Source organism: Streptomyces marokkonensis (assembly GCF_039539045.1).
GTDB classification, from domain to species: Bacteria; Actinomycetota; Actinomycetes; order Streptomycetales; family Streptomycetaceae; genus Streptomyces; species Streptomyces marokkonensis.
In genome coordinates this window covers 2,277-24,506 of the sequence record NZ_BAABCQ010000123.1, presented here as the reverse complement: position 1 = coordinate 24,506, position 22,230 = coordinate 2,277, and the positions used below count along the sequence as shown (strand labels likewise).

Genomic DNA, 22,230 nt, shown 5'->3' with positions numbered 1-22,230 from the left:
CCCCCGCTCCACTTATGGCGGCGGCTATTACTCCGCCTCCTTCCCGGACACTCCGATCTACGACTCGCTCGTGGCCGAGCGGGGCACCCCGCAGATCGCCCCGATCCGGGTCCCCGCCGCGTACGACGCGCCGGGCAGTCACCTGCCCGCGCTTCCCTCGGCTCTGCCCGCCCTCCCGGCGGGCCCGTCCCAGCCCTCCTACGGCTACCCGCAGCAGGCACCTCAGCCCGCCCCACTGCAGCAGGCCCCGGCCGCGTACATCCCGCACCAGGCGGCCGCGCCGCGCGGGTACCCGGGTCCCCAGCAACCACAGCAGCCACGCCCGGCCGCGCCCGGGCCCGCGGGGTACGAGGCGATGCGCCCCGCGACCCCCCGGCCGGCCCCGGCGCCGTACCAGGACCCGTACAACCAGCAGCAGTACCGCGGCTACTGAGTCGGCCCCGGGGTTGTCGGTGCCACCTGGCACGATGACCTCATGGGGAACGCGCGACTGCAGTCGATTCACATCCATCCGGTCAAGGCGTCCCGGAGCCTGTCGCTCCGGGAGGCCGTCGTGGAGCCCTGGGGGCTGGCCGGGGACCGCCGCTGGATGCTGATCGACGACGGGGGAAAGGTCGTCACGCAACGACGGCAGCCGCGCCTCGCCCTTGCCGCCGCCGAGCTTCTGCCCGGCGGCGGCGTCCGGCTGTCCGCGCCGGGCCGGGAGCCGCTGACGGTGTCGGTCCCGCGCGAGGTGGGCACCGTCGTGGCGCAGGTCTTCCGCGACAAGGTCGAGGTGCTCCCCGCCCAGGACCCGGCCGCGCACGCCTGGTGCAGCGCCTTCCTCGGAACGGACGTACGGCTGGTGTACCTGGACGACCCCGCCACACGCCGGCCTGCCGACCCGCGGTACGCGCTGCCGGGCGAGACCGTCTCCTTCGCCGACGGCTTTCCGCTGCTGCTCGTGACGACGGCCTCCCTCGACGCCCTCAACTCCCTGGTCGCCGAGGGCGAGCACGCGGACGAGGGTCCGCTGCCCATGAACCGCTTCCGGCCGAACGTGGTCGTCTCCGGCACCGAGCCGTGGGCCGAGGACGGCTGGTCCCGCGTCGCCGTCGGCGAGGTCTCCTTCCGGGTCGTCAAGCCGTGCGGGCGATGCGTCGTGACGACCACCGACCAGGGCACCGCGTGGCGAGGCCGGGAGCCCCTGCACAGCCTCGGTCAGCACCGCCGCATCGACGGCAAACTGGTCTTCGGGCAGAACCTGGTCCCCGTCGGCCGCGGCACGATCCGGGTCGACGACACGGTGCGGGTCGTCGAGTGACGGTCGTTCTTCTCTCCTCCACGAGCCCGATTCGCTCCTCCACGAGCCCGCTTTCCTCCTCTGCGTGCCCGTTTCCCGCTCCAGGGCCGGTTACGGGTAGCGGCCGGTGGGCGGGAACCCGGTTCCGGGCCCGCGCGTTGGGCTATATGAGACGTTCATGAGAATCGGCCCGGGAGGCCACCGCAAGGAGACGGCGCGCGCTCCCTGGCCGACCCACGCGTGAACGGCTCGACCGGGGGCGGTACGGAGCGGGATGGGGGTGGACGTGTGCGGACGATCGCGGGTCTCTGGCGCTGGCGGCACAATCCGCTGTGCCGCACGACCGACCTGACCGAGGCGCGGGTGGCCCTGGCCGGTCTGTTGCTGATCCTGTCGTGGCGCCGCTGGTAGCGCGCTCGTGGGTGGCGCCACCCAGGACGCCCTGCAGCGGTCGGTGCGCGAACAGCACGAGTCCCGGCACCGGGTGGCGGCCACCGTGATCGGCGCCCTGGAGCGTTCACGGCCGGCGATCGACCCGGAGGGGGCGTCCGCCGGGGACCTGCGCAGCCGTGTCCTCGCCGCCTGGACGGCACCGGACGGCTCGCGGCACGAGGCCCCCGTCCTGGTGGGCATCGACGATCCGCGCGCCGGGGAGCGGTTCGCGATATGGACGGACGCGCAGGGCCGGACGTCGGCCCGCCCGCTGGACTCCGCGACCGCGACGACGCACGCCGTGCTCGCCGGGTTCGGCGCCGCGATGTCGGCCGCGGCGCTGGTCGAGACCGCACGGCGGATCGTCGTGTGGCGCATGGTCCACGACCGTTACGCCCGCCTGGAGCGGGAATGGAGCCGGGCGGGCCCCGACTGGGGCAGGACCGGCGCGGACAGTTGACGGGCTTCCGCCTCCGGTCAACTCACCACCTGTGCGCACGCTACGGTGGACCGGCCGAACGAAATCGGCGACAACCCGCGTACGACGAGGTGGGGGCACGACAACGCCATGGCACAGGGCACGGTCCAGGTGACGCACACCGGCACCTCGCGGTGGCGGCGCCGCACAGGTGAGTACGCTTCGCTCGCCGCCGCCCTGGAGGCCGCGGCCGACGGTGACGTCCTCACCGTCGCGCCCGGGACCTACCGGGAAAACCTCGTCGTCCACCGGGCAGTGACCCTGCGCGGGTCCGAGGGCGCCCAGGGTTCCGTCCGGATCGCGCCCGTCGACGGCGTCCCGTTGACCGTGCGCGCCTCGGCGGTGGTCCAGGACCTGCACGTGGAGGGCCAGGACGCGGCTGCGCCCGCGGTACTCGTCGAGGAGGGCACGCCGGAACTGCTGGGGCTGCGGGTGGTCACGCGTTCCGCGTCCGGGATAGAGGTGCGCGGCAGTGCCCGTCCGACGGTGCGGCGTTGCAGCGTCGACAATCCTGCCGGTGTCGGCATCGTCGTCCTCGACGGCGGGGGCGGCGTCTTCGAGGAGTGCGAGGTGGTCTCGGCCGGTCAGGCGGGCGTCGCGGTGCGCTCCGGCGCGCACCCCCGGTTGGAGCGCTGCCGAATCCACCACGCCGCGGGGTCCGGCCTGACGGCGACGGGTGAGGGCTCCTCGCTGGAGGCCGTGGGCTGCGAGGTCTACGAGGTGCGGGGCAGCGGCGTGCAGGTCACCGGCCGGGCCACCGCCCACATGACCGACTGCGACGTGCACCGCACCACCGGTGACGGCGTCACGCTCGACACGGACGCGGTGCTCACGCTCGCCGACTGCCGTATCCACGAGATCCCGGAGAACGCGGTCGACCTGCGTTCCCGCTCCGTCCTCACCCTGACCCGCACCACCGTGCGGCAGTTCGGGCGCAACGGCCTGTCGGTGTGGGACCCGGGCACGCGGGTGGACGCCAACCAGTGCGAGATCTTCGACAGCACGGGCGACTACCCGGCGGTCTGGGTCAGTGACGGCGCGACCGCGGTGCTCGACTCCTGCCGGGTGCACGACGTGCCGGACGCGCTGTTCGTCCTGGACCGCGGATCGCGCGCGGACGTCGTCGACAGTGACCTCTCCCAGGTGCGCAACACGGCCGTGTCGGTGAGCGACGGCGCCACCGCGCAGCTCGACGACTGCCGCATCCGGGACGCCGCCACGGGCGCGTGGTTCCGCGACCACGGCAGCGGCGGCACCCTGAACAACTGCACCCTGGACGGCAACCGCACCGGCGTGATCGTCACCAAGGGCGCCGACCCCACCATCGAGCGCTGCACGGTCGACTCCCCCTCGGAGGCGGGGGTCTACGTGTCGGCCGGAGGCCGCGGCAGCTTCCTGGACTGCCGCGTGACCGGCAGCACCGGCTACGGCTTCCACGTGATCGACGGCTGCCGTACGACGCTGCGCAAGTGTCGTACGGAGCGGTGTGCGCGGGGCGGGTACGAGTTCGCGGACGGCGGACCGGACACGGCGTACGACTCCGGTCCGCTCGTCGAGGACTGCACCAGCGACGAGAGCGGCGGCCTGACTCCGCCCGCCGCGCCGGAACCGGTCGTACAGACGGTGAGCCACTCCCCCGGCCTGCTGGGCTCCATCCCCGGGCAGCGCAGCACCGAACAGGAGCCCCTGATAGCGGGCGCCGGTCCGCCGGAACCGACCCGGACCTCGAAGGCCGTCCTCGGTGAACTGGACGCGCTGGTGGGCCTGGACAGCGTCAAGCGCGAGGTGCGGGCCCTGACCGACATGATCGAGGTGGGCCGGCGCCGGCGGCAGGCGGGACTGAAGGCCGCGTCGGTCAAACGCCACCTGGTCTTCACCGGCTCCCCGGGCACCGGAAAGACCACGGTCGCCCGGTTGTACGGCGAGATACTCGCCTCGCTCGGCGTACTGGACAAGGGGCACCTCGTCGAGGTGTCGCGGGTCGACCTGGTCGGCGAGCACATCGGCTCCACGGCGATCCGCACCCAGGAGGCGTTCCAGCGGGCTCACGGCGGCGTGCTGTTCATCGACGAGGCGTACGCGCTGTCCCCCGAGGACGCGGGCCGGGACTTCGGCAAGGAGGCCATCGACACGCTGGTGAAGCTGATGGAGGACCAGCGGGACGCGGTCGTGGTGATCGTCGCGGGGTACACGGCGGAGATGGAGCGTTTCCTGTCGGTCAATCCCGGGGTGGCGTCCCGGTTCTCACGGACCATCACCTTCGGTGACTACGGGCCCGAGGAGCTGCTGAGGATCGTGGAGCAGCAGGCCGACGAGCACGAGTACCGGCTGGCGCCGGGCGCGGCCGAGGCACTGACGCAGTACTTCACGGCGATCCCGAAGGGCCCGGCCTTCGGCAACGGCCGTACCGCCCGCCAGACGTTCGAAGCGATGGTGGAGCGGCACGCGAGCCGGGTCGCCCAGGTGGCCGACCCCAGCACGGACGACCTGACCCTGCTCTACGCCGAGGATCTGCCGGAGCTGCCGTAGTAGGGCCCGCCGGGGCCGCGGTGGGAGCTCCGGCGGGTTGGCACCGAGCGCCTCAGCAGTCCCCGGATCCGCCGTCCGCCGGGGGGACGGGCGCCGGCCGGCCGGTGTGGCGTGGCGCCGGTACGTCCGGGCGCAGCCTGGCCAGCAGGCGCTGCCGTTCCTCGGCGAAGGCCGGGTCGGCCTGGTAGTCGGAGTGGCCCAGGATGGGCGCGGGCAGCGGGTGGAGTTCGGTGCGGCCATAGGTGAGCGGGTCCTTGAGAGGTCCGCGGTCGACCGCCGGGCCCGAGTCGCCGGGCAGCCGCATCGGGCCGCCGATGGGATCGGTACGCCGGTACAGGTTGCGCCAGCAGTCGACCTCCTCGTGCAGCGAGCCGAGCGCCGCCGGTCCGAAGTGGGCCGGGAACCAGCGGCCGTACAGCCGCTCCAGCGGTGAGCCGTACGTGAGCAGGGCGACCCGCTTGCGGGCGGACGGCTCCAGTTGCCAGGCCGCGGAGGCGGCGAGGACGCTGCCCTGCGAGTGCCCGGAGATGACCAGCCGACCGCCGGTGGCCCGGGTCCAGGTCGCCATCCGCCAGGTCAGGTCGGGCACCGCGCGCTCGGCGTAGCAGGGCGGTGCGAAGGGGTGGGCGGCGCGCGGCCAGAAGGTGCCGACGTCCCACAGGATGCCGATGGTGCGCCGCGCGGAGGGGTCCTTGTAGGCGCGCCTTCCCCAGGTGACGAACAGTATGAAGCCGAGGCCGATGAGCCAGGAGCCCAGCGCCTGCGCGGTCTGCGCGGCGCCGTGCACGACGGCGTACGTTCCGCGCGCGGCCTCGCCCGGCACCCGGCCGGTCGCCAGGGCGCCCACCAGGGCTCCGGCACCGAGCAGCAGGGTGGCGGCGGAGGTGAGGGCGACGAGGAGGGGCGCCCGGTCGGTGAGGGTGGCCAGGGCGCGGGTGAGCGCGATGCGCCGGGTGCGTCCCGGGTCGCCGGCCTCCCCGGGGTGGTCACCCTCCACGGCGTCCCGTTCGACGCGGGCGAGACGCCAGGTGTGCCGGGCGAGCGCGGCGCACAGCAGGAGTACGACGACGAGCAGCGGCGGGATGACGGACGCGTGCCAGGTCAGCAGGACGGGTGGGCCGTCGATGGAGGTGCCGGTGCCGTCCAGCCAGTCCGACACCCGCTGGCAGACGCCGCCGGACATCACGCCGCCCAGGGCGCAGGCCAGCATGGCGACGGCGGGGCCGCCGAGGCCGCGCATCGCGACGCGGGCGTCGGGGAGGCTGCGGTGGATGACGTGGGCGACCACGGCGAGGGCGAGGACCAGCAGTCCCTGGACCAGGGTGATGCCGCCGAACGTCATGTCCCCCGGCAACCGCCCGGCCGACGTCCACTCCGGGCGGGCCCAGCCTCCGTACAGCAGAGCGAGAACGAGGAGGGCGAGGGCCGCGAGCGGCAGGGGCCGTACGACGTGCTCGTCGAGTTCCCGGTCGAGACGGTTCTCGCTGCGGCCCCGGCGGCAGACCACCGCGACCACGGCGACCGCCCCGGCGGCCAGTGCCGCCTCCAGGACCCAGCCCAGCGTGTCGAGCAGCGCGGGTCCCCCCGCCCGGCGGTCGAAACGGGCCGCCGGTGCGCCGACCGCCGCGGCGACCGTCAGCAGGGCCGCGGCGGTGTGCGCGGCGCGCAACCGGGCCACCAGGCGGCGCCCGTACCAGAACCCGGGCCGGCCCAGGGCGGTGTGGCCGGGGCCCTCCTCGGGGCCGGGCTCGCGGTCCGTCGGCGGCTGGGACTCGTACGCCCGCCAGGTGCGCAGCGACAGGTACCACAGCAGGCCGGTGAGCGCGGCGGGTACCACGGCCGCGAGGGCGAGCCTGCGGCCGGGCGTGCTCCACCAGCCGCCGTCCGACATGTCCGGCGACAGGAAGCCCAGCCAGGAATGCCGCTCGGCACACACCCGTGTACCCGCGCACTGCCACGCCACGAGGTCGAGGGCGACCTCGCAGGCCGCGGCGACCAGCAGCACCGTCAGGGTCAGGCCCGCGAGCCGCACCAGCAGCCCGTACAGGCGGACCGTCCGGGTCCGGCCGTGGGCGGTGGGCCGCATCCAGTGGGCGAGATTGACCACCATGAAGGGCAGAAGCAGCAGCCACAGGGCGCGGGTGCCGTTGCCGGAGGTGAGGTTGCACCAGACGTAGGCCTCGGGCACCGGACGTCCCCGGTAGTCCTTCGGCCGGGACTCGGCGTCGGCGTCCTCGGTGCGCCGGAAGACGGCCGCGATGTGGTCGCCGGTGACCCGCACCGTCCGCGGGTCGTCCAGCATCTCGGCGGGTGTCGTGCCACCCACTCCGTGCACCAATAGCTCCAGGGCGGTGCCGGTCCTCCCCTCTTCTCCGCCTGTCCCGTCTGGCCCGTCTTCTCCGTTCACCCTGTTTTTCCCGTTCGCCTCGTCTCTCCCGTCGCGCGGTCCGGTGGCGCCCTGCGCGCCCGTCCCGGCCCATGACTGCTCGTGTTCCTGTTCCACGCTCCGCATCCCCCCGTGACACGCAGTCGGCTCTGTCCGTGCGGGCACAAGGATCTCCGCTGAGCGGGCGGCGCACACCCCTCGGCACGGAATCTCCCCGAACCGTGTTCCAGGTGTCGCCGGAGGGGGAGTGGAGTGGCATGTGCGCGACCGACAGGCGATGGCACGACCCGGGGCGTGGCGTGCGAGGATGGGACGTCCGCGCACAGGAGTGGGGAGCAGTCCTCATCAGAGCGGGTGCGTCGGCGTGTCGGGCGGTTTTGCGGCGAAAGGACCGAAGCGTACGTGAGTGAGAATCCGAACCTCCTCGCGGAGCAGCGGCGCGCCCTGATTCTGGACGAGGTGCGCCGCCGGGGCGGAGTCCGGGTCAACGAGCTGACCCGCAAGCTCGGTGTGTCGGACATGACGGTCCGCCGCGACCTCGACGCGCTGGCCCGGCAGGGCGTGCTGGAGAAGGTGCACGGTGGCGCGGTCCCGGTGGTCGAGGCGAGTACGCACGAGCCCGGGTTCGAGGCGAAGTCGGGCCTTGAACCGACCGCCAAGGAGGACATCGCGCGGGCCGCGGCGCACCTGGTCGCGCCGGGCGCCGCGATCGCCCTGTCGGGTGGAACGACCACGTACGCGCTGGCGCACCGACTGCTGGACGTGCCCGATCTGACGGTGGTCACCAACTCAGTGCGGGTCGCCGACGTGTTCCACGTCGCGCAGCGCACCTCGGGCGCGCGGCAGGGCGCGGCGACGGTGGTACTCACGGGTGGTGTGCGCACTCCCTCCGACTCCCTGGTGGGTCCGGTCGCCGACCAGGCGATCGCCACACTCCACTTCGACGTGCTGTTCCTCGGCGTGCACGGGATATCGGCCGAGGCCGGCCTGTCGACCCCGAACCTCGCGGAGGCCGAGACCAACCGGCGGCTGGTGCAGTCGGCGCGGCGTGTCGTGGTGGTCGCCGACCACACCAAGTGGGGTGTCGTGGGCCTGAGTTCCTTCGCGGCGCTGGAGCAGGTGGACACGCTGGTGACGGACGCGGACCTACCGGCGGACGCCCGCACGGAGATCGCGGAGCACCTGGGACTGATCGTGGCGGGCGAGCCGGAGACGACCGCCTGACCTCGGCGGACGCCGGTGCCCGCCCGTGGTCCCGCTGACACCCGGCGCGGCCCCCGCTATCGTGACGTCTCCCGGCCGACCGTCCGCATGCGTGGTTTCGCCCAAGGGGGTTCTCTGCATGGCGCTCCGTCTGCGTCCGGTGGGTCTCGACTTCGTCGAGACGGCGCCGGTACGTCTGGTCTTCGCCCGGGAGCTCTCCGCCGCTCCGGGTCCGGTCTTCCGGGCGCTCGCCGAGGACGTTCCGGGCTGGACCACCTGGTTCTCAGCGGTGACGTTCGCCCGGCCCACAGGTGAGGGAGCGGGGCGGGAGATCCGACTCAAGGGCGGTACGCGCTTCGTGGAGACGGTGCTGGCGGCCGAGCGGCCCGAGGTGTACGCCTATCGCGTGGACGCCACCAACGTGCCCGGCGCCCGGGCCATGGCCGAGGAGTGGCGGCTGGCGCCCGCCGGAGCCGGCACACGCGTGCGGTGGACGTTCGCCGTCGACGGTACGGCGCCGTTCCGCTTCGTGCTGAACCGCGCGCGACCGGGTCTGGAGCGGGCCTTCCGGGACGCGGTCACGTCGCTGGACAGGCGGCTCACCCGCCCCTAGATGTCACCGACGTCCCCGGACAGCGCACCTGGAGGCGTACTGACCCGGGCACGGCCCGCGCCACGTCGTCCCCGGTCAGCCGGGCCAGGCGCCCGTGTGCAGCAGGGACTCGATCGCCGCCGTGTACGGGCCGATGTCGAGGCCCTGTCCGGCGAGCCAGGCGTCCGAGTAGTACTTGTCGAGGTACCGGTCCCCCGGATCGCACAGCAGCGTCACCACGCTGCCCCGGCGTCCCTCGGCCACCATCTCGGCGACGATCTTCAGCGCGCTCCACAGCCCGGTACCCGTGGAGCCGCCCGCCTTGCGGCCGATGGCCTGTTCCAGGGCCCGGACGGCCGCCACGCTCGCCGCGTCCGGCACCTTCATCATGCGGTCGATCGCGCCGGGCACGAAGCTCGGTTCCATACGAGGCCTGCCGATGCCCTCGATCCGTGAGCCGCGGTCGCAGGCGACGTCCGGATCGCCGGTGGTCCAGCCCTCGAAGAAACAGGAGTTCTCCGGGTCGGCCACGCAGACGCGGGTGTCGTGCTGCATGTAGTGCACATAGCGCGCGAGGGTCGCCGAGGTACCGCCGGTGCCGGCCGTGGCGACGATCCACGCCGGTTCGGGGAACCTCTCCAGCCGCAGCTGCCGGAAGATCGACTCCGCGATGTTGTTGTTGCCGCGCCAGTCCGTGGCGCGCTCGGCGTAGGTGAACTGGTCCATGTAGTGGCCGCCGGTCTCGGCCGCGAGGCGGGCGGACTCCTCGTACATCCGGCGGGAGTCGTCCACGAAGTGGCACCGTCCGCCGTGGAACTCGATCAGGCGGATCTTCTCCGCGCTGGTCGTGCGCGGCATGACGGCGATGAAGGGCACGCCGATCAGCTTCGCGAAGTACGCCTCGGAGACGGCCGTCGAGCCGCTGGACGCCTCGATCACCGGGCGGTCCGGCCGGATCCAGCCGTTGCACAGGCCGTAGAGGAACAGCGAGCGGGCGAGGCGGTGTTTGAGGCTGCCGGTGGGGTGGGTCGACTCGTCCTTCAGATACAGGTCGATGCCCCATCGCTCGGGCAGCGGAAAGAGGAGCAGGTGGGTGTCGGCCGAGCGGTTGGCGTCCGCCTGGACCTTGCGTACGGCTTCTTTCAGCCATGCGCGGTAGGCGGTGTCGCTGTGATCGACGTCGAGGGTGGCGCCGGTGCGGGACTGCTGAGGGGTGCTCACGACGGGGCTCCTTAGGCTGCGCGCCGACGGCGCGTCGCGCGGCCGACACCTCGATCATAGGCACGTTCCACACGCTTCTCACCTGCATAAACACACCTTTGGGCGGCCCAAAGGCACCCCTGGGGGTCGGCCCCCGGCACGGTGGGGGCGCATTCGCGCGAGTGCTCCGGTCGCCGCCGGAAAGGAGCGGCGCGTACTGGTGCTCGACGCGCGGTGCGGGCAGACTGCCAGCGGGCGGGACCGGGTTCCCGCCGCGGGCGCACACTGGAGCACGGAACGAGCCGGAACCGGGCGCACCGATGTGCACGGTCCGGCAACCGACGCGCACGAGGGGGCGACGGCATGGCGGAGCCGGAGTTCAGGGCGACGGGGGTGCGGATAGGCAAGCGACTGCGCTCACTCACCCGGGCCGGCACGGTCCGGATCAGCGGCGGCCGGGTGGAGTTGCTCACCAGCTACGGCAGTGAGATCGACAGTGCGCCGGTGCAGGCGGTTCGCGCCTCCCGTCCCTGGTTCGCCCCCGAGGGCCGGGCCCTCGCCGACCTCAACGGCAAGCGGTACCTGCTGACGCTGGGCGAGCGGGACCCCGCGCCGGGCGAACCGGGTCCGCCCGCGGCCCGCCGTTTCATCGAGGCGGTGCGCAGGGCTGCCGGGCACCGCGTTTGAGATGTCCGTAAGTTGCGGTGCCTCACCCCTTGCGCCACGCTGGTCTCACGTCACTCTGGGTTTACCGGCGATAACGCTGCGAACCAGCCCGCCGGCCATGACAGCAGGCGGCGATGCGCCGCGTGCGCCCTGCTGGATCCGAACTCCGTGTTCTTCCGGACCTCTATGCCGGGGAGTCGCAGCCGTGATCAGTCACCCAAGCAGACACTGCACGGTGGAGCTCCAAGCCCTGCCGTCGCGGATCGGCCAGGTCCGCAGAATCGTATCTGCGCAATTGCGCTACTGGCATATGGATCCCCTGATCGACCGGGCCGCGCTCGGCGTGACGGAGTTGTTGACCAACGTCCACCTGCATGCCCGGCCCGACAAGACGTGCACCGTGGAGATAGAGCTGATCCTGGACCGGCTCACCGTCTCCGTGCGCGACCGTGATCCGCGTCTGCCCGTGGTGGACGACGCCGAGCCGCTCGCGACCTGCGGGCGCGGGCTCTCCATGGTGGCCGCGATGAGCGAGAGCTGGGGTGTCCGGCCGGACGGCGAGTCCGGCAAGGTCGTCTGGTTCACGCTCCCGACGGCCGTCTCCGTGGCGCCGCCCGCCGCGTCGCCCGTCGCCGCGCGCCCACCGCGGCGCCTGGTCGGCGAGGTGTCGGCCGCCTCGTTCGCGGAGGTCGAACGCGCGGCGGACCTGGGCAGACCCCAACCCGCTCCCGCCCGGTCGGCCGCTGCCGGCTGACCGGGCGGTGACCGTTCGCCGCCACGGACCGTGCGGTAACCGCTCGCCGCCACGGACCGTGCGGTAACCGCTCGCCGCCACGGACCGTGCGGGCGCGTTCCAGGCCACCGCCGCTCCGTGGGCGGGTCGGGCGGCGGAGGGTGCCCCCGCCGCCGCCGCCGGGAGGCGGAGGGGCCGACGGTGCGCCGCTCCGGCTCCCCGGCCGGTCTGGCTAGGCTCGTTCCATGCTGAGACTCGGTATCCCTGTCATCGGCGTCACGGACGTGCCCCGCGCGGTGGCGTTCTGGACGGCTGCGCTGGATCTGGTCGCCACCGAGGAGTGGGCGAGCGATACGTGGCGGACGCTCGATCACGCCGACGGTTCCGGGCGGGCCCTCGGCCTGCTGCGCAGCGAGTCACCGGCGGAGTCGCGGCCCCGTCTCCACCTGGACCTGTTCACGGACACGGCGGAGGAACAGCGGGCGGAGGTACGGCGGCTGACCGGTCTCGGCGCGCGGACCGTCGACTGGGACCTGTACCCGCCCGACCCCGACTTCGTCGTCCTCGCCGACCCGGACGGCAACATCTTCTGCGTCGTCGACCTCAGTCACGCCCCGAGCGGCGGCGACCGGCCGGCCGGCTGAGCCGACGGCGCCGACCCGGCCGGACACGGACCGCTACGCCAGCGCGCCCAGCGGATCGTCCAGCACCGGCTGCCAGGCCAGTTCGGCCGCGCCGACCAGGCTGTTGTGGTCCAGGCCGCACGGCAGGATGGGTACGCCGCCGCTCTGACCCCACAGGCTTCGGCCTGCGACGACCGCGCGCAGACGCCCGGGGTCGGCGTCGAGGAGTTCCCTGTGGAGTCCGCCGAGGATGATGCGGTCCGGGTTGAGGATGTTCACCAGCCCGGCGAGGCCCAGGCCGAGACGGTCGATGAGGATCTCGGTGGCGGTGCGGACGGCCGGGTCGGCGTACTCGTCACGGATCAGGTCCTTGGACCGCTGGAGCAGCGACACCTCGGGGCCGGGCTCGCGGCCTGCCGCCGTGAGGAACGCCAGCGGGTCGGTCTCCACGTCCAGGCAGCCGTGGCCCCCGCAGTAGCAGGGGCGGCCCTCGGGGTTGACGGTGAGGTGACCGACCTCCAGAGCGAGGCCCGAACTGCCTGTGTGCAGGCGGCCGTCGAGGACCAGCGCGCCGCCGACCCCGCGGTGCCCGGTGGCCACGCAGAGCAGGTCGCGGGCTCCGCGCCCGGCCCCGTGCCGGTGTTCGGCGAGCGCGGCGAGGTTGACGTCGTTCGCGGCGAACGCGGGGCCGGCGATCCCGGCGGCGCGCACCTGCTCGGCGAAGATCCGGCGCACGGGCGCACCGGCCGGCCAGGCCAGGTGGAGCGGATTCAGGGCGAGGCCGTCCGGTTCCGCCACGGCGGACGGTACGGCGAGTCCCGCGCCGACGCAGCGGCGCCCGGTCTCCCTCAGGAGTTCCGCGCCCGCCTCGACGACGGAGCCGAGCACCTTCGCAGGATCGGCGTCGACGACCTCGCGGCCGGGCGCGGTGGCGACGATCCGGCCGCCGAGACCCACCAGGGCGGCCCGGAACCCGTCGGCGTGAACCTGGGCGGCGAGGGCGACGGGCCCGTCCTCGGCGACCGCGAGGCGGTGCGAGGGGCGGCCCTGGGAACCGGCCGCCGCGGCAGGACGGGCGTCGACCCGGATCAGGCCGAGCGCCTCCAGTTCGGCGGCGACCGCGCCGGCCGTGGCCCGGGTCACGCCGAGTTCGGCGGTGAGGACGGCCCGGGTGGGAGCGCGTCCGGTGTGCACGAGCTCCAACGCGGGTCCGAGCGCGCCGCGCCCCCGGTCCAGCCGCGCCCTCGAGGTGGTCCCTTCCCCCGCCGTCCGGGGGTCCGCCTTGCCGCTCATGAGGGGGAGTCTCCCATGATCCGCGAGGGGTGGGGAGCCCGGATGCCGCTGACCCGGAGCGTGATGTTCAGCCGCCCGGTGAGCCCCAACTCGGGCGGCGCGGTGCCCGGGTGCACCCGGGGCACCCCGTGGTACGCGAGCCGGGACGGCCCGCCGAAGACGAACAGGTCGCCGCTGCGCAGCTCGACGTCGGTGTAGGGGCGGGCCCGGGTCGCGGGATTACCGAAGCGGAAGACGCAGGTGTCGCCGAGGCTGAGGGACACCACGGGCGCGTCGGACTTCTCGTCGGCGTCACGGTGCATGCCCATGCCGGCGTCGGAGTCGTAGAAGTTGATCAGCGCGATGTCGTACGGCTCCTGTGCCACCGCGTCGGCGCCGAGCGCGTCGCTCACCGCCCGGCCGGCCAGGTCGCCGAGCCAGTCCGGGAAGGGCTTCACGGAGGTGCCGTCACCGTCGACGACGGTGGGGGCGTAGGCGTACGGGTACCAGTGCCACCCGAGGCACACCTGCCGGGCGGTCATCGTGCCGCCGCCGGGGGTGCGGACCGTGCGCAGTCCGGCCGGTGGCCGGGCCCACTCCCGGCAGGCGTGCAGCATCTCGCGCTGCCGTTCCGGGTCCAGCCAGTCCGGTACGTGGACGGCGCCGGGCGCGGCCTCGGCACGGGTCCTGGGGAACAGCTCGGCGTCCATGCCGTCCATCCTGCCCGGGCCCTCCTTCGCTCCGCCCGGCACGGCCCGAGCTGGGGCTCGGCTAGCCTGGACGCACGATGAACGACCGCAGCGACCGTATGACGACGCCCTGGGGCGAGCATGTGCTGGCCCGCTTCCCCGAGGATCCGCACGACCGGCTCCGTGCCTGGGACGCCTCCGACGAGTATCTCCTCGGGCACCTCGCGGACCAGGAGGTCCCGCTGTCCGGCACGGTCGTGGTCGTCGGCGACCGCTGGGGTGCGCTGGTGACGGCGCTGGCGGCGCACCGGCCGGTGCAGATCACCGACTCCCACCTCGCACGGGAGGCGACCCGCGCGAACCTGGAGCGGAGCGGCGTCGAGCCGGACTCCGTGCGCCTGCTCACCACGCAGGACCCACCACCGGACCGCGTCGACGTGCTGCTGGTGCGGGTGCCGAAGAGCCTGGCGCTGCTGGAGGACCAGCTGTTGCGGCTGGCGCCCGCGCTGCACGAGGGCACGGTCGTCGTCGGCACCGGGATGGTCAAGGAGATCCACACCTCGACGCTCAGGCTGTTCGAGCGGATCGTCGGGCCGACCCGGACCTCACTGGCCGAGAAGAAGGCCCGGCTCGTCTTCGCCACGCCCGACCTCTCACTGAAGCGGCCCGCCACCCCCTGGCCGCTCACCTACCGGCTCCCCGACGACGTCGGGCCGCTCTCCGGCCGGACCGTCGTCAACCACGCCGGTGTGTTCTGCGCCGACCGGCTCGACATCGGCACCCGTTTCTTCCTCCAGCACCTGCCGGACGCCGTCGGGTCCCGGCGGGTGGTGGACCTCGGCTGCGGCAACGGTGTGGTCGGTACGGCGGTGGCGCTGGCCGACCCCGCGGCCGACGTGCTGTTCACCGACGAGTCCTTCCAGGCCGTCGCCTCGGCCCGGGCGACGTACGAGGCGAACGGGGCGGCGGGGCAGGCGGAGTTCCGGGTCGGTGACGGGCTGACCGGGGTGCCGGACGGCAGCGTCGACCTGGTGCTCAACAACCCGCCGTTCCACTCGCATCAGGCGACGACCGACGCAACGGCGTGGCGGATGTTCACCGGAGCGCGGCGTGTGCTGCGCCCCGGCGGTGAGCTGTGGGTGGTCGGCAACCGGCACCTGGGCTACCACGTCAAGCTGCGGCGCCTGTTCGGCAACAGTCACCTGGTGGCGGGGGACCGGAAGTTCGTGGTGCTGATGGCCGTCAGGAAGTAGTGCGGGCGACCACCTGGATGATCGCCGCCACCGTCCGCGCCATGGCTTCCCTTCCCGCGGTGAGGTAGCCGCGCGAGTCGACCGCCTCGGGGCGGGCGGCCAGGAACTCCCTGATCGCGCCGGTCATGGCGAGGTTGAGCGCGGTGCCGACGTTGACCTTGGAGATGCCACCCGCGACGGCCGCGGCGAGTTCGCCGTCCGGGACTCCGGAGGAACCGTGCAGCACGAGCGGCACGTCCAGTACACCCGAGACTTCCTTGAGCAGGTCGTGGTCGAGGGCGGCGGTGCGCGTGGTCATGGCGTGGGAGCTGCCGACCGCGACGGCCAGGGCGTCCACGCCGGAGTCGGCGACGAAGGCGCGCGCCTCGGCGGGGTCGGTGCGGGCTCCGGGCACGTGGGCGTCGAGCGGCGGTGCGCCGTTCTTGCCACCGACCTCCCCCAACTCGGCCTCGATCCACAGTCCCCGGGCATGTGCCCAGTCGGCGGCGGCCCGGGTCGCGGCGAGGTTCTCCACGTACGGCAGCCGGGAGGCGTCGTACATCACGGAGCTGAATCCGGCGTCCGGGGCCTGGCGCAGCAGGCCGACGCTCTGGACGTGGTCGAGGTGCAGGGCGACGGGTACGGCAGCGCCCTCCGCCGCGGCGACGGCCGCGCGGGCCAGGGGCAGCAGGCGACCGTAGCGGTACTTCACCGCGTTCTCGCTGACCTGGAGGACGACGGGCGTGTGCACGGACTCGGCGCCGGCGACGACGGCCTCGATGTGCTCCAGGGTGACGATGTTGAAGGCGGCGACGGCGGAGCGCGCGGCCACGGCGCGGCCGACCAGGTCGCCGGTGGTGGCGAGGGGCACGGTCTCTCCCTTCCCGGGAGTCGGAGCGCGGGTGTCGGGGCAGGTGATCGTGGGGCTGACGTCTGGGGCGGGTCCGCTGAGGCGGGCGCCAGGAGGCAGGTGCCGTGAGGCGGGCGTCAAGGGGCAGGTGCGGTGAGGCGGGCGTCAAGGGGCAGGTGCGGTGAGGCGGGCGTCAAGGGGCGAGGATCACCGAGCGGGTGAGATGGCGGGGCCGGTCCGGGTTCAGGCCGCGGGCGGCTGCGACGGCGACCGCGAGGCGCTGGGCGCGGACCAGTTCGGCGAGCGGGTCGAGCTCCCCGGGCACCCACAGCGCGCCGGTGTCGCGAACCTGACCGACCAGCCCCTCGGGTGCCTCGCCGAACATCCAGGTCGCCGTTGTGGCGGTGCTGATACTGATGGGGCCGTGTCGGTACTCCATGGCCGGGTAGGCCTCGGTCCAGGACAGGGAGGCTTCTCGCATCTTCAGGCCGGCCTCGTTGGCGAGGCCGACGGTCCAGCCCTGGCCGAGGAAGGTGAACTGGGTGCGCTCGACGAGCCCTTCGGGCAGCTCTGCCGCGAGTGCGGTGCGTGCGTCGGCGACGACCGCGTCGGTGTGCAGCCCCAGGTGGGCGCGGAGCAGGGTGAGGGCGGTGGTCGCGAACCGGGTCTGCACGACCGAACGTTCGTCCGCGAAGTCGAGGACCACCACGTCGTCCGAGGCGGTCATCACGGGCGTGTCCGGGTCCGCGGTGAGCGCGACGGTACGGGTGCGCCCCCTCAGCTCCCTGAGCAGTTCCAGTACTTCGGTGGTGGTCCCGGAACGGGTGAGGGCGACGACACGGTCGTACGCGCGACCGCGTGGGAATTCCGAGGCGGCGAAGGCGTCCGTCTCGCCCTGGCCCGCGCCCTCCCGCAGCGCCGCCGCGGACTGGGCCATGAAGTACGAGGTGCCGCAGCCGACGATCGCCACCCGCTCCCCCGGCGCGGGCAGCACCGCCGTGTGCCGTGCCGCCCGGGCGGCGGCGCGTGTCCAGCACTCGGGCTGGCTGTTGAGCTCGTCCTCGACATACGTCATGCCGCACACTCCCCGATCACTGCCCCATGACCATCCGGGCTCGGTCTGATTATTCCTGCAAGATATAGCGAGTTTTCGAGCACAATCAAGCAGATCGGCGAGAAGAGTGAGGTGCGCTAGGGTCGGCGGGAGATCGAGGAACGGAGACGCGGATGTCGCGCGACGCCCGCTGGAAGGCGCTGCTGGAGCTGCTCGTCGAGCGTGGCCGGCTGGACGTCGAGGAGGCGGCGACCGAGCTGGAGGTCTCGGCCGCGACGATCCGCCGCGACTTCGACCGGCTCGCCGAGCAGCAGATGCTGGTGCGCACACGCGGTGGCGCCGTCGTGCACGGGGTGTCGTACGAACTGCCGCTGCGCTACAAGACAGCCCGCCGCGCCTCGGAGAAGCAGCGCGTCGCACAGGCGGTCGCCGCCCTGCTGGCGCCCGGTGAGGCGGTCGGACTGACGGGAGGCACGACCACCACAGAGGTGGCACGCGCCCTTGCCGTGCGCGCCGACCTGGCCGCCGGCACTCCCGCGCTGACCGTGGTCACCAACGCACTCAACATCGCGAACGAGCTGGCCGTCCGGCCGCAGTTCAAGATCGTGGTGACTGGCGGGGTCGCCCGGGCGCAGTCGTACGAGCTGATCGGGCCGCTCGCGGACGGGGTGCTGGGGCAGGTGACCCTCGACGTCGCGGTACTGGGCGTCGTCGCCTTCGACGTCGCGCACGGGGCCGCGGCCCACGACGAGGCGGAGGCGGCCATCAACCGGCTGCTGTGCGAGCGTGCCGAGCGCGTGGTCGTGGCCGCCGACTCCAGCAAGCTGGGCCGACGGGCGTTCGCCCGGATCTGCGCGGCCGAGTCGGTGGACACGCTGGTCACGGACAGTGCGGCGGCCCCGGAGCTGGTCCGGCAGTTCGAGGAGGCCGGGGTCCGGGTCGTCATGGCCTGACTGGTCGGCCGACAGCCATGGCCGCCGGGAGGCCCGGCCGTCACTGGACCCGACCGTCAGCGCATCCGACCGTCAGCGCATCCGACCGTCAGTGCGTCCGACCGTCAGTGGCCGTGATCGTCGGTGTGCCCAGTCGTGGCGGTCGGGGCGGGCTCCTCCGTGCCGGGTGCCGAACCGGCCCGTACGGTGAACGCCGCGGTGTGGACCTCACCCCGGTGCTGGAAGTCCAGGAAGAGGCGGTAGCCGCCGCCGCTGGGCGCGGTGGCCGTGAAGGAGACCTCCGGGCCGGGCTTCGTGGTGCCGTCTCCGGGCTCACCGTTCGGGTGGACGTGGAGGTAGGCGAGGTCGCCGGAGCGCAGCGCGACCAGATGTCCGTAGGCACCCAGGTAGGGCTGGAGGTCGTTGACGGGCTCGCCGTCGCGGGAGACCTTCAGCTTCAGCTCGCTCGCCCCGCCGGGACGCAGAGAACCGGCGAGTGTGACCTCGTAGCCGTCGGTCCGGGCGGTGCTGTTCAAAGCCGGCAGTGGAGCGGGCTCGTAGCGGCCGGAGGCGGCGAGGTCGGCGCCGAGGGTGAGGTTCTCCGCGCGCTTCTCGGCCGGGGTGAAGTCGGCGAAGACCCGGTAGTCGCCCGCGCGGGGCAGGTCGACGGGGGCGCTCCAGGCGCCGTCGGCGGCACGGGTGGGGTGCAGGTGGCGGTAGGTGGCCAGATCTCGTGAGGCCAGGATGAGGTGCAGTTCCTTGTCGTGCTCGCGCTGGTACGCCGTGACGGCCTGGCCGCTGTCGTCGCGGACGGTGAAGCGCAGCTCGGTGCGCTGACCGGCGGTGACCCGAGAGGTGGCGAGGTCGAGGGTGTAGCCGTCCTCGGAGATCCGCAGTCCGCCGGGCCCAGTGGCCTCGTGCCCACCGCGGCCGCCGCCGTCCACGGCCTCCTCCGGTCGCGGTGACGGCCCGCTGTGCTCGTCGTGGGGTGCGGGCGCGCTCTCCGCGACCACCGGATCCACTCCCTTGCCGACGCCGTAGGCGGTGCCGAAGGTGGCTGCGATTGCGGCGGTGAACGCGGTGATCCTCAGTCCGGTGCGCATGATCGTCTCCTTGGAGCCTGGGCCTCCGACTCGCACGGAGACCTTTCATGCACGTCACCATACCCCCGGGGGGTACTTCGTCAAGAGGTGCGAGAGAGGGTTGCGTTCGCTACCCCCCAGGGGTATACATGAAATCGACAGAGATACCCCACCCCCGTATCGACATCGACGTCAAGAGACTCCGGAGAATGCCATGACCTCGACCGCCACCACCTCCGTCACCCCGCCCTTCACCGCCACCTACGCCGTGTCCGGGATGAGCTGCGGTCACTGCAGGGCGACGCTCACCCGGGTGATCGGTGAGGTGGACGGTGTCACCGGTGTCGACGTCCAGGTGGACACCGGCCGCGTCACCGTCACCGGAACCGCCGAACCGGACGACGCCGCGATCGCCGAGGTCGTCGACGAGGCCGGCTACGAGCTGACCGGCCGCGTCTGACCCGGCTGCGTCCGACCCGACCGCGTCCGACCGATCCCCACTCCCCCGCCACACCGCCGAAGCCCGCGCACCGGGCCCCGGCCGACGACCCCGCATCAGGAGTAGTCATGACCACCAGTACGACCAACGCACCGGCCGCGGTAGAACTCGCCATCGGCGGCATGACCTGTGCCTCGTGCGCCGCCCGGATCGAGAAGAAGCTCAACCGGATGGACGGGGTCACCGCCACCGTCAACTACTCGACGGAAAAGGCCAAGGTCCACTACGCCGGTGACGTGTCCGTCCCGGAGCTGATCGCCACGGTCGAGGCGACCGGCTACACCGCCCGTGAACCGGAGCCGGTGCGCATCGAGGCCGAGTCCGGGACGGAGAGCGCCGAAGCCGCCGACGAGCTGCGGCCGCTGCGGGAGCGACTGGTCACGGCCGTGGTGCTGGCCGTGCCGGTCATCGCGATGGCGATGGTGCCGGCGTTGCAGTTCGAGTACTGGCAGTGGCTGTCTCTGACTCTGGCGGCGCCCGTGGTGACATACGCCGCCTGGCCCTTCCACCGGGCCGCCTTCACCAACGCCCGGCACGGCGCCGCCACCATGGACACGCTGATCTCGGTGGGCACGTCGGCGGCGTTCCTGTGGTCGCTGTGGGCGTTGTTCTTCGGCACCGCCGGTACGCCCGGCATGACCCACCCCTTCGAGCTGACCATCGCCCGCAGCGACGGCGCCGGGAACATCTACCTGGAGGCCGCCGCCGGGGTGACCGCGTTCATCCTGGCCGGCCGCTACTTCGAGGCCCGCTCCAAGCGGAAGGCGGGAGCGGCGCTGAAGGCCCTGCTGGAGCTGGGCGCCAAGGATGTGACAGTCCTGCGGGGCGGCGCCGAGGAGCAGATCCCGGTCGCCGAGCTGGCGGTGGGCGACCGTTTCCTCGTCCGTCCCGGCGAGAAGATCGCGACCGACGGCACGGTCGTCGAGGGCACCTCGGCGGTCGACGCGTCGATGCTCACCGGTGAGTCCGTGCCGGTCGAGGTCGGCGTGGGCGACGCGGTCACCGGCGCGACCGTGAACGCGGGCGGCCGGCTGGTCGTCGAAACCGCCCGGGTCGGCGCCGACACCCAGCTCGCGCGGATGGCGAAACTCGTGGAGGACGCGCAGAACGGCAAGGCCGCCGCCCAGCGGCTCGCCGACCGCATCTCCGGTGTCTTCGTGCCCGTCGTCATCGCCCTGGCCCTGGCCACCCTCGGCTTCTGGATCGGCAACGGTGCCGGACTGACCGCCGCGTTCACCGCCGCCGTCGCCGTACTGATCATCGCCTGCCCCTGCGCGCTGGGCCTGGCCACGCCGACCGCGCTGATGGTCGGCACCGGGCGCGGCGCCCAGCTCGGCATCCTCATCAAGGGTCCCGAGGTCCTGGAGTCCACCCGCAAGGTCGACACCATCGTTCTGGACAAGACCGGCACCGTCACCACCGGCCGCATGACCCTGCTCGCCGTCCACACCGCCGACGGCACCGAGGAGCGTGACGTGCTCCGCCTCGCGGGCGCGCTGGAGCACTCCTCCGAGCACCCGATCGCCCGCGCCGTGGCCGCCGGGGCGGCCGACCGCGTGGGCACCCTGCCCGTTCCCGAGGACTTCGCCAACGTTGCGGGGCTCGGTGTGCAGGGCGTCGTCGACGGTCACGCCGTCCTGGTGGGCCGGGAGAAGCTCCTCGCCGAGTGGGCCATGGAGCTGCCCGTCGGACTGGCGCGGGCCAAGGCCGAAGCCGAGGCGGCGGGCCGCACAGCGATCGCCGTGGCCTGGGACGGTGAGGCCAGGGCAGTCCTGGAGGTCGCCGACGCCGTCAAGGACACCAGCGCCGAAGCCATCACCCGGCTGCGCGCCCTGGGCCTGACCCCGATCCTGCTGACCGGCGACAACCGGGCCGTCGCCGAGGCGGTGGCCGCGGAGGTCGGCATCGACGCCGAGCACGTCATCGCCGAGGTCATGCCCCAGGACAAGGTCGACGTCGTCAAGCGCCTGCAGAGCGAGGGCCGCTCGGTCGCCATGGTCGGCGACGGAGTCAACGACGCCGCTGCCCTCGCCCAGGCCGACCTCGGGCTGGCCATGGGCACCGGCACCGACGCCGCCATCGAAGCCGGCGACCTCACCCTCGTCCGCGGTGACCTGCGCGCCGCCGCCGACGCCATCCGCCTGGCCCGCAAGACACTCGGCACCATCAAGTCCAACCTCTTCTGGGCCTTCGCCTACAACATCGCCGCCCTCCCGCTCGCCGCCGCCGGACTCCTCAACCCCATGATCGCCGGAGCCGCCATGGCCTTCTCCTCCGTCTTCGTCGTCGGCAACAGCCTCCGCCTGCGCCGCTTCAGGACCGCGTGAGCCGACCCGCCACCACCTCCGGTGAGCCGCCAACCACCCCCCGGTGAGCCGACACCACACGCCATGACCCGACACCCCGTGACCCGACACCGCACCCCGTGACCCGACACCGCACCCCGTGAGCCGTCGGCCGACCCCATCAAGTCGGATCGTAGCCATGTCGTTCTGT

At 73.0% G+C, this 22,230-nt stretch carries 21 protein-coding genes; 14 read left to right on the top strand and 7 right to left on the bottom strand.

Annotation, left to right across the window (positions count from 1 at the left end; translation table 11 throughout):
- From ABEA26_RS25615 to ABEA26_RS25600, 5 genes are all read left to right on the top strand, one after another.
- Positions 1-433: DUF6643 family protein (locus tag ABEA26_RS25615; RefSeq protein WP_345595699.1), on the top strand; the 433-nt coding region annotated here is incomplete at its 5' end.
- A gap of 42 nt (positions 434-475) precedes the next feature.
- Complete coding sequence (locus ABEA26_RS25610; RefSeq protein ID WP_345595698.1) at positions 476-1,303, top strand: MOSC domain-containing protein; 828 nt, start codon at positions 476-478, stop codon at positions 1,301-1,303.
- A gap of 267 nt (positions 1,304-1,570) precedes the next feature.
- Complete coding sequence (locus tag ABEA26_RS36420) at positions 1,571-1,693, top strand: hypothetical protein (RefSeq protein ID WP_425587900.1); 123 nt, start codon at positions 1,571-1,573, stop codon at positions 1,691-1,693.
- Between the two features lie 7 nt (positions 1,694-1,700).
- Complete coding sequence (locus ABEA26_RS25605; RefSeq protein WP_425587899.1) at positions 1,701-2,174, top strand: Rv1733c family protein; 474 nt, start codon at positions 1,701-1,703, stop codon at positions 2,172-2,174.
- A 108-nt stretch (positions 2,175-2,282) separates the two neighbouring features.
- On the top strand, positions 2,283-4,721 hold the full coding sequence (locus ABEA26_RS25600) for a right-handed parallel beta-helix repeat-containing protein (RefSeq protein ID WP_345595697.1): 2,439 nt from the start codon (positions 2,283-2,285) through the stop codon (positions 4,719-4,721).
- A 52-nt stretch (positions 4,722-4,773) separates the two neighbouring features.
- On the opposite strand, the gene ABEA26_RS25595 is transcribed toward ABEA26_RS25600, so the two are convergent.
- Positions 4,774-7,233 (bottom strand): hypothetical protein, encoded by a 2,460-nt coding sequence (locus tag ABEA26_RS25595; RefSeq protein WP_425587898.1) that lies wholly within the window; start codon positions 7,231-7,233, stop codon positions 4,774-4,776.
- Positions 7,234-7,509: 276 nt separating this feature from the next.
- On the opposite strand from ABEA26_RS25595, the gene ABEA26_RS25590 reads away from it, so the two are divergent.
- Together ABEA26_RS25590 and ABEA26_RS25585 are read left to right on the top strand one after the other, a co-directional pair.
- Positions 7,510-8,331 (top strand): DeoR/GlpR family DNA-binding transcription regulator, encoded by an 822-nt coding sequence (locus ABEA26_RS25590; protein ID WP_345595696.1) that lies wholly within the window; start codon positions 7,510-7,512, stop codon positions 8,329-8,331.
- A 118-nt stretch (positions 8,332-8,449) separates the two neighbouring features.
- Positions 8,450-8,923, top strand: coding sequence for an SRPBCC family protein (locus ABEA26_RS25585; RefSeq protein WP_345595695.1), 474 nt, complete (start codon positions 8,450-8,452; stop codon positions 8,921-8,923).
- Between the two features lie 75 nt (positions 8,924-8,998).
- On the opposite strand, the gene cds1 is transcribed toward ABEA26_RS25585, so the two are convergent.
- Positions 8,999-10,123, bottom strand: coding sequence for an L-cysteine desulfhydrase Cds1 (gene cds1 / locus ABEA26_RS25580; protein WP_345595694.1), 1,125 nt, complete (start codon positions 10,121-10,123; stop codon positions 8,999-9,001).
- 342 nt (positions 10,124-10,465) lie between these two features.
- Between cds1 and ABEA26_RS25575 the strand changes: the two genes are divergently transcribed.
- From ABEA26_RS25575 to ABEA26_RS25565, 3 genes are all read left to right on the top strand, one after another.
- On the top strand, positions 10,466-10,789 hold the full coding sequence (locus ABEA26_RS25575) for a hypothetical protein (protein WP_345595693.1): 324 nt from the start codon (positions 10,466-10,468) through the stop codon (positions 10,787-10,789).
- Positions 10,790-10,973: 184 nt separating this feature from the next.
- Positions 10,974-11,522, top strand: a complete 549-nt coding sequence (locus ABEA26_RS25570) for an ATP-binding protein (RefSeq protein ID WP_345595692.1) — start codon at positions 10,974-10,976, stop codon at positions 11,520-11,522.
- A gap of 224 nt (positions 11,523-11,746) precedes the next feature.
- The gene (locus ABEA26_RS25565) at positions 11,747-12,145 is read left to right on the top strand and encodes a VOC family protein (protein WP_345595691.1); all 399 of its coding nucleotides are present in this window, start codon (positions 11,747-11,749) and stop codon (positions 12,143-12,145) included.
- Positions 12,146-12,178: 33 nt separating this feature from the next.
- Here ABEA26_RS25565 and ABEA26_RS25560 read toward each other — a convergent pair whose 3' ends face one another.
- Both ABEA26_RS25560 and ABEA26_RS25555 read right to left on the bottom strand, forming a co-directional pair.
- On the bottom strand, positions 12,179-13,417 hold the full coding sequence (locus ABEA26_RS25560) for an ROK family protein (protein ID WP_345595690.1): 1,239 nt from the start codon (positions 13,415-13,417) through the stop codon (positions 12,179-12,181).
- On the bottom strand, positions 13,414-14,106 hold the full coding sequence (locus ABEA26_RS25555) for an alpha-ketoglutarate-dependent dioxygenase AlkB family protein (RefSeq protein ID WP_345595701.1): 693 nt from the start codon (positions 14,104-14,106) through the stop codon (positions 13,414-13,416). The genes ABEA26_RS25560 and ABEA26_RS25555 overlap by 4 nt, the downstream gene beginning before the upstream one ends.
- A 98-nt stretch (positions 14,107-14,204) precedes the next feature.
- On the opposite strand from ABEA26_RS25555, the gene ABEA26_RS25550 reads away from it, so the two are divergent.
- On the top strand, positions 14,205-15,338 hold the full coding sequence (locus tag ABEA26_RS25550; RefSeq protein WP_345595700.1) for a methyltransferase: 1,134 nt from the start codon (positions 14,205-14,207) through the stop codon (positions 15,336-15,338).
- Here the strand turns inward: ABEA26_RS25550 and ABEA26_RS25545 are convergent.
- Positions 15,328-16,188, bottom strand: coding sequence for a class II fructose-bisphosphate aldolase (locus ABEA26_RS25545; protein ID WP_345595689.1), 861 nt, complete (start codon positions 16,186-16,188; stop codon positions 15,328-15,330). The genes ABEA26_RS25550 and ABEA26_RS25545 overlap by 11 nt on opposite strands.
- 172 nt (positions 16,189-16,360) lie before the next feature.
- Positions 16,361-17,242, bottom strand: coding sequence for an SIS domain-containing protein (locus tag ABEA26_RS25540; RefSeq protein ID WP_345595688.1), 882 nt, complete (start codon positions 17,240-17,242; stop codon positions 16,361-16,363).
- A 152-nt stretch (positions 17,243-17,394) separates the two neighbouring features.
- Here ABEA26_RS25540 and ABEA26_RS25535 point away from each other — a divergent pair, with 152 nt between their 5' ends.
- Positions 17,395-18,174, top strand: coding sequence for a DeoR/GlpR family DNA-binding transcription regulator (locus ABEA26_RS25535; RefSeq protein ID WP_345595687.1), 780 nt, complete (start codon positions 17,395-17,397; stop codon positions 18,172-18,174).
- 104 nt (positions 18,175-18,278) lie between these two features.
- Here the strand turns inward: ABEA26_RS25535 and ABEA26_RS25530 are convergent, their stop codons facing one another.
- Positions 18,279-19,256: a hypothetical protein gene (locus ABEA26_RS25530; RefSeq protein WP_345595686.1), complete on the bottom strand. Its 978-nt coding sequence runs from the start codon at positions 19,254-19,256 to the stop codon at positions 18,279-18,281.
- Between the two features lie 193 nt (positions 19,257-19,449).
- Between ABEA26_RS25530 and ABEA26_RS25525 the strand changes: the two genes are divergently transcribed.
- Positions 19,450-19,695: a heavy-metal-associated domain-containing protein gene (locus tag ABEA26_RS25525; protein WP_345595685.1), complete on the top strand. Its 246-nt coding sequence runs from the start codon at positions 19,450-19,452 to the stop codon at positions 19,693-19,695.
- 107 nt (positions 19,696-19,802) lie between these two features.
- Positions 19,803-22,061, top strand: a complete 2,259-nt coding sequence (locus ABEA26_RS25520) for a heavy metal translocating P-type ATPase (RefSeq protein WP_345595684.1) — start codon at positions 19,803-19,805, stop codon at positions 22,059-22,061.
- Positions 22,062-22,230 lie beyond the last annotated feature (169 nt).

Coding starts and splice junctions, on each gene's coding strand:
- ABEA26_RS25540 (WP_345595688.1), bottom strand. CDS start 17,242: ATGACGTATGTCGAGGACGAGCTCAACAGCCAGCCCGAGTGCTGGACA.
- ABEA26_RS25575 (WP_345595693.1), top strand. CDS start 10,466: ATGGCGGAGCCGGAGTTCAGGGCGACGGGGGTGCGGATAGGCAAGCGA.
- ABEA26_RS25565 (WP_345595691.1), top strand. CDS start 11,747: ATGCTGAGACTCGGTATCCCTGTCATCGGCGTCACGGACGTGCCCCGC.
- ABEA26_RS25550 (WP_345595700.1), top strand. CDS start 14,205: ATGACGACGCCCTGGGGCGAGCATGTGCTGGCCCGCTTCCCCGAGGAT.
- ABEA26_RS25520 (WP_345595684.1), top strand. CDS start 19,803: ATGACCACCAGTACGACCAACGCACCGGCCGCGGTAGAACTCGCCATC.
- ABEA26_RS25530 (WP_345595686.1), bottom strand. CDS start 19,256: ATGCGCACCGGACTGAGGATCACCGCGTTCACCGCCGCAATCGCAGCC.
- ABEA26_RS25555 (WP_345595701.1), bottom strand. CDS start 14,106: ATGGACGCCGAGCTGTTCCCCAGGACCCGTGCCGAGGCCGCGCCCGGC.
- ABEA26_RS25535 (WP_345595687.1), top strand. CDS start 17,395: ATGTCGCGCGACGCCCGCTGGAAGGCGCTGCTGGAGCTGCTCGTCGAG.
- ABEA26_RS25525 (WP_345595685.1), top strand. CDS start 19,450: ATGACCTCGACCGCCACCACCTCCGTCACCCCGCCCTTCACCGCCACC.
- ABEA26_RS25600 (WP_345595697.1), top strand. CDS start 2,283: ATGGCACAGGGCACGGTCCAGGTGACGCACACCGGCACCTCGCGGTGG.
- ABEA26_RS25610 (WP_345595698.1), top strand. CDS start 476: ATGGGGAACGCGCGACTGCAGTCGATTCACATCCATCCGGTCAAGGCG.
- ABEA26_RS25595 (WP_425587898.1), bottom strand. CDS start 7,233: ATGCGGAGCGTGGAACAGGAACACGAGCAGTCATGGGCCGGGACGGGC.
- ABEA26_RS25560 (WP_345595690.1), bottom strand. CDS start 13,417: ATGAGCGGCAAGGCGGACCCCCGGACGGCGGGGGAAGGGACCACCTCG.
- ABEA26_RS25585 (WP_345595695.1), top strand. CDS start 8,450: ATGGCGCTCCGTCTGCGTCCGGTGGGTCTCGACTTCGTCGAGACGGCG.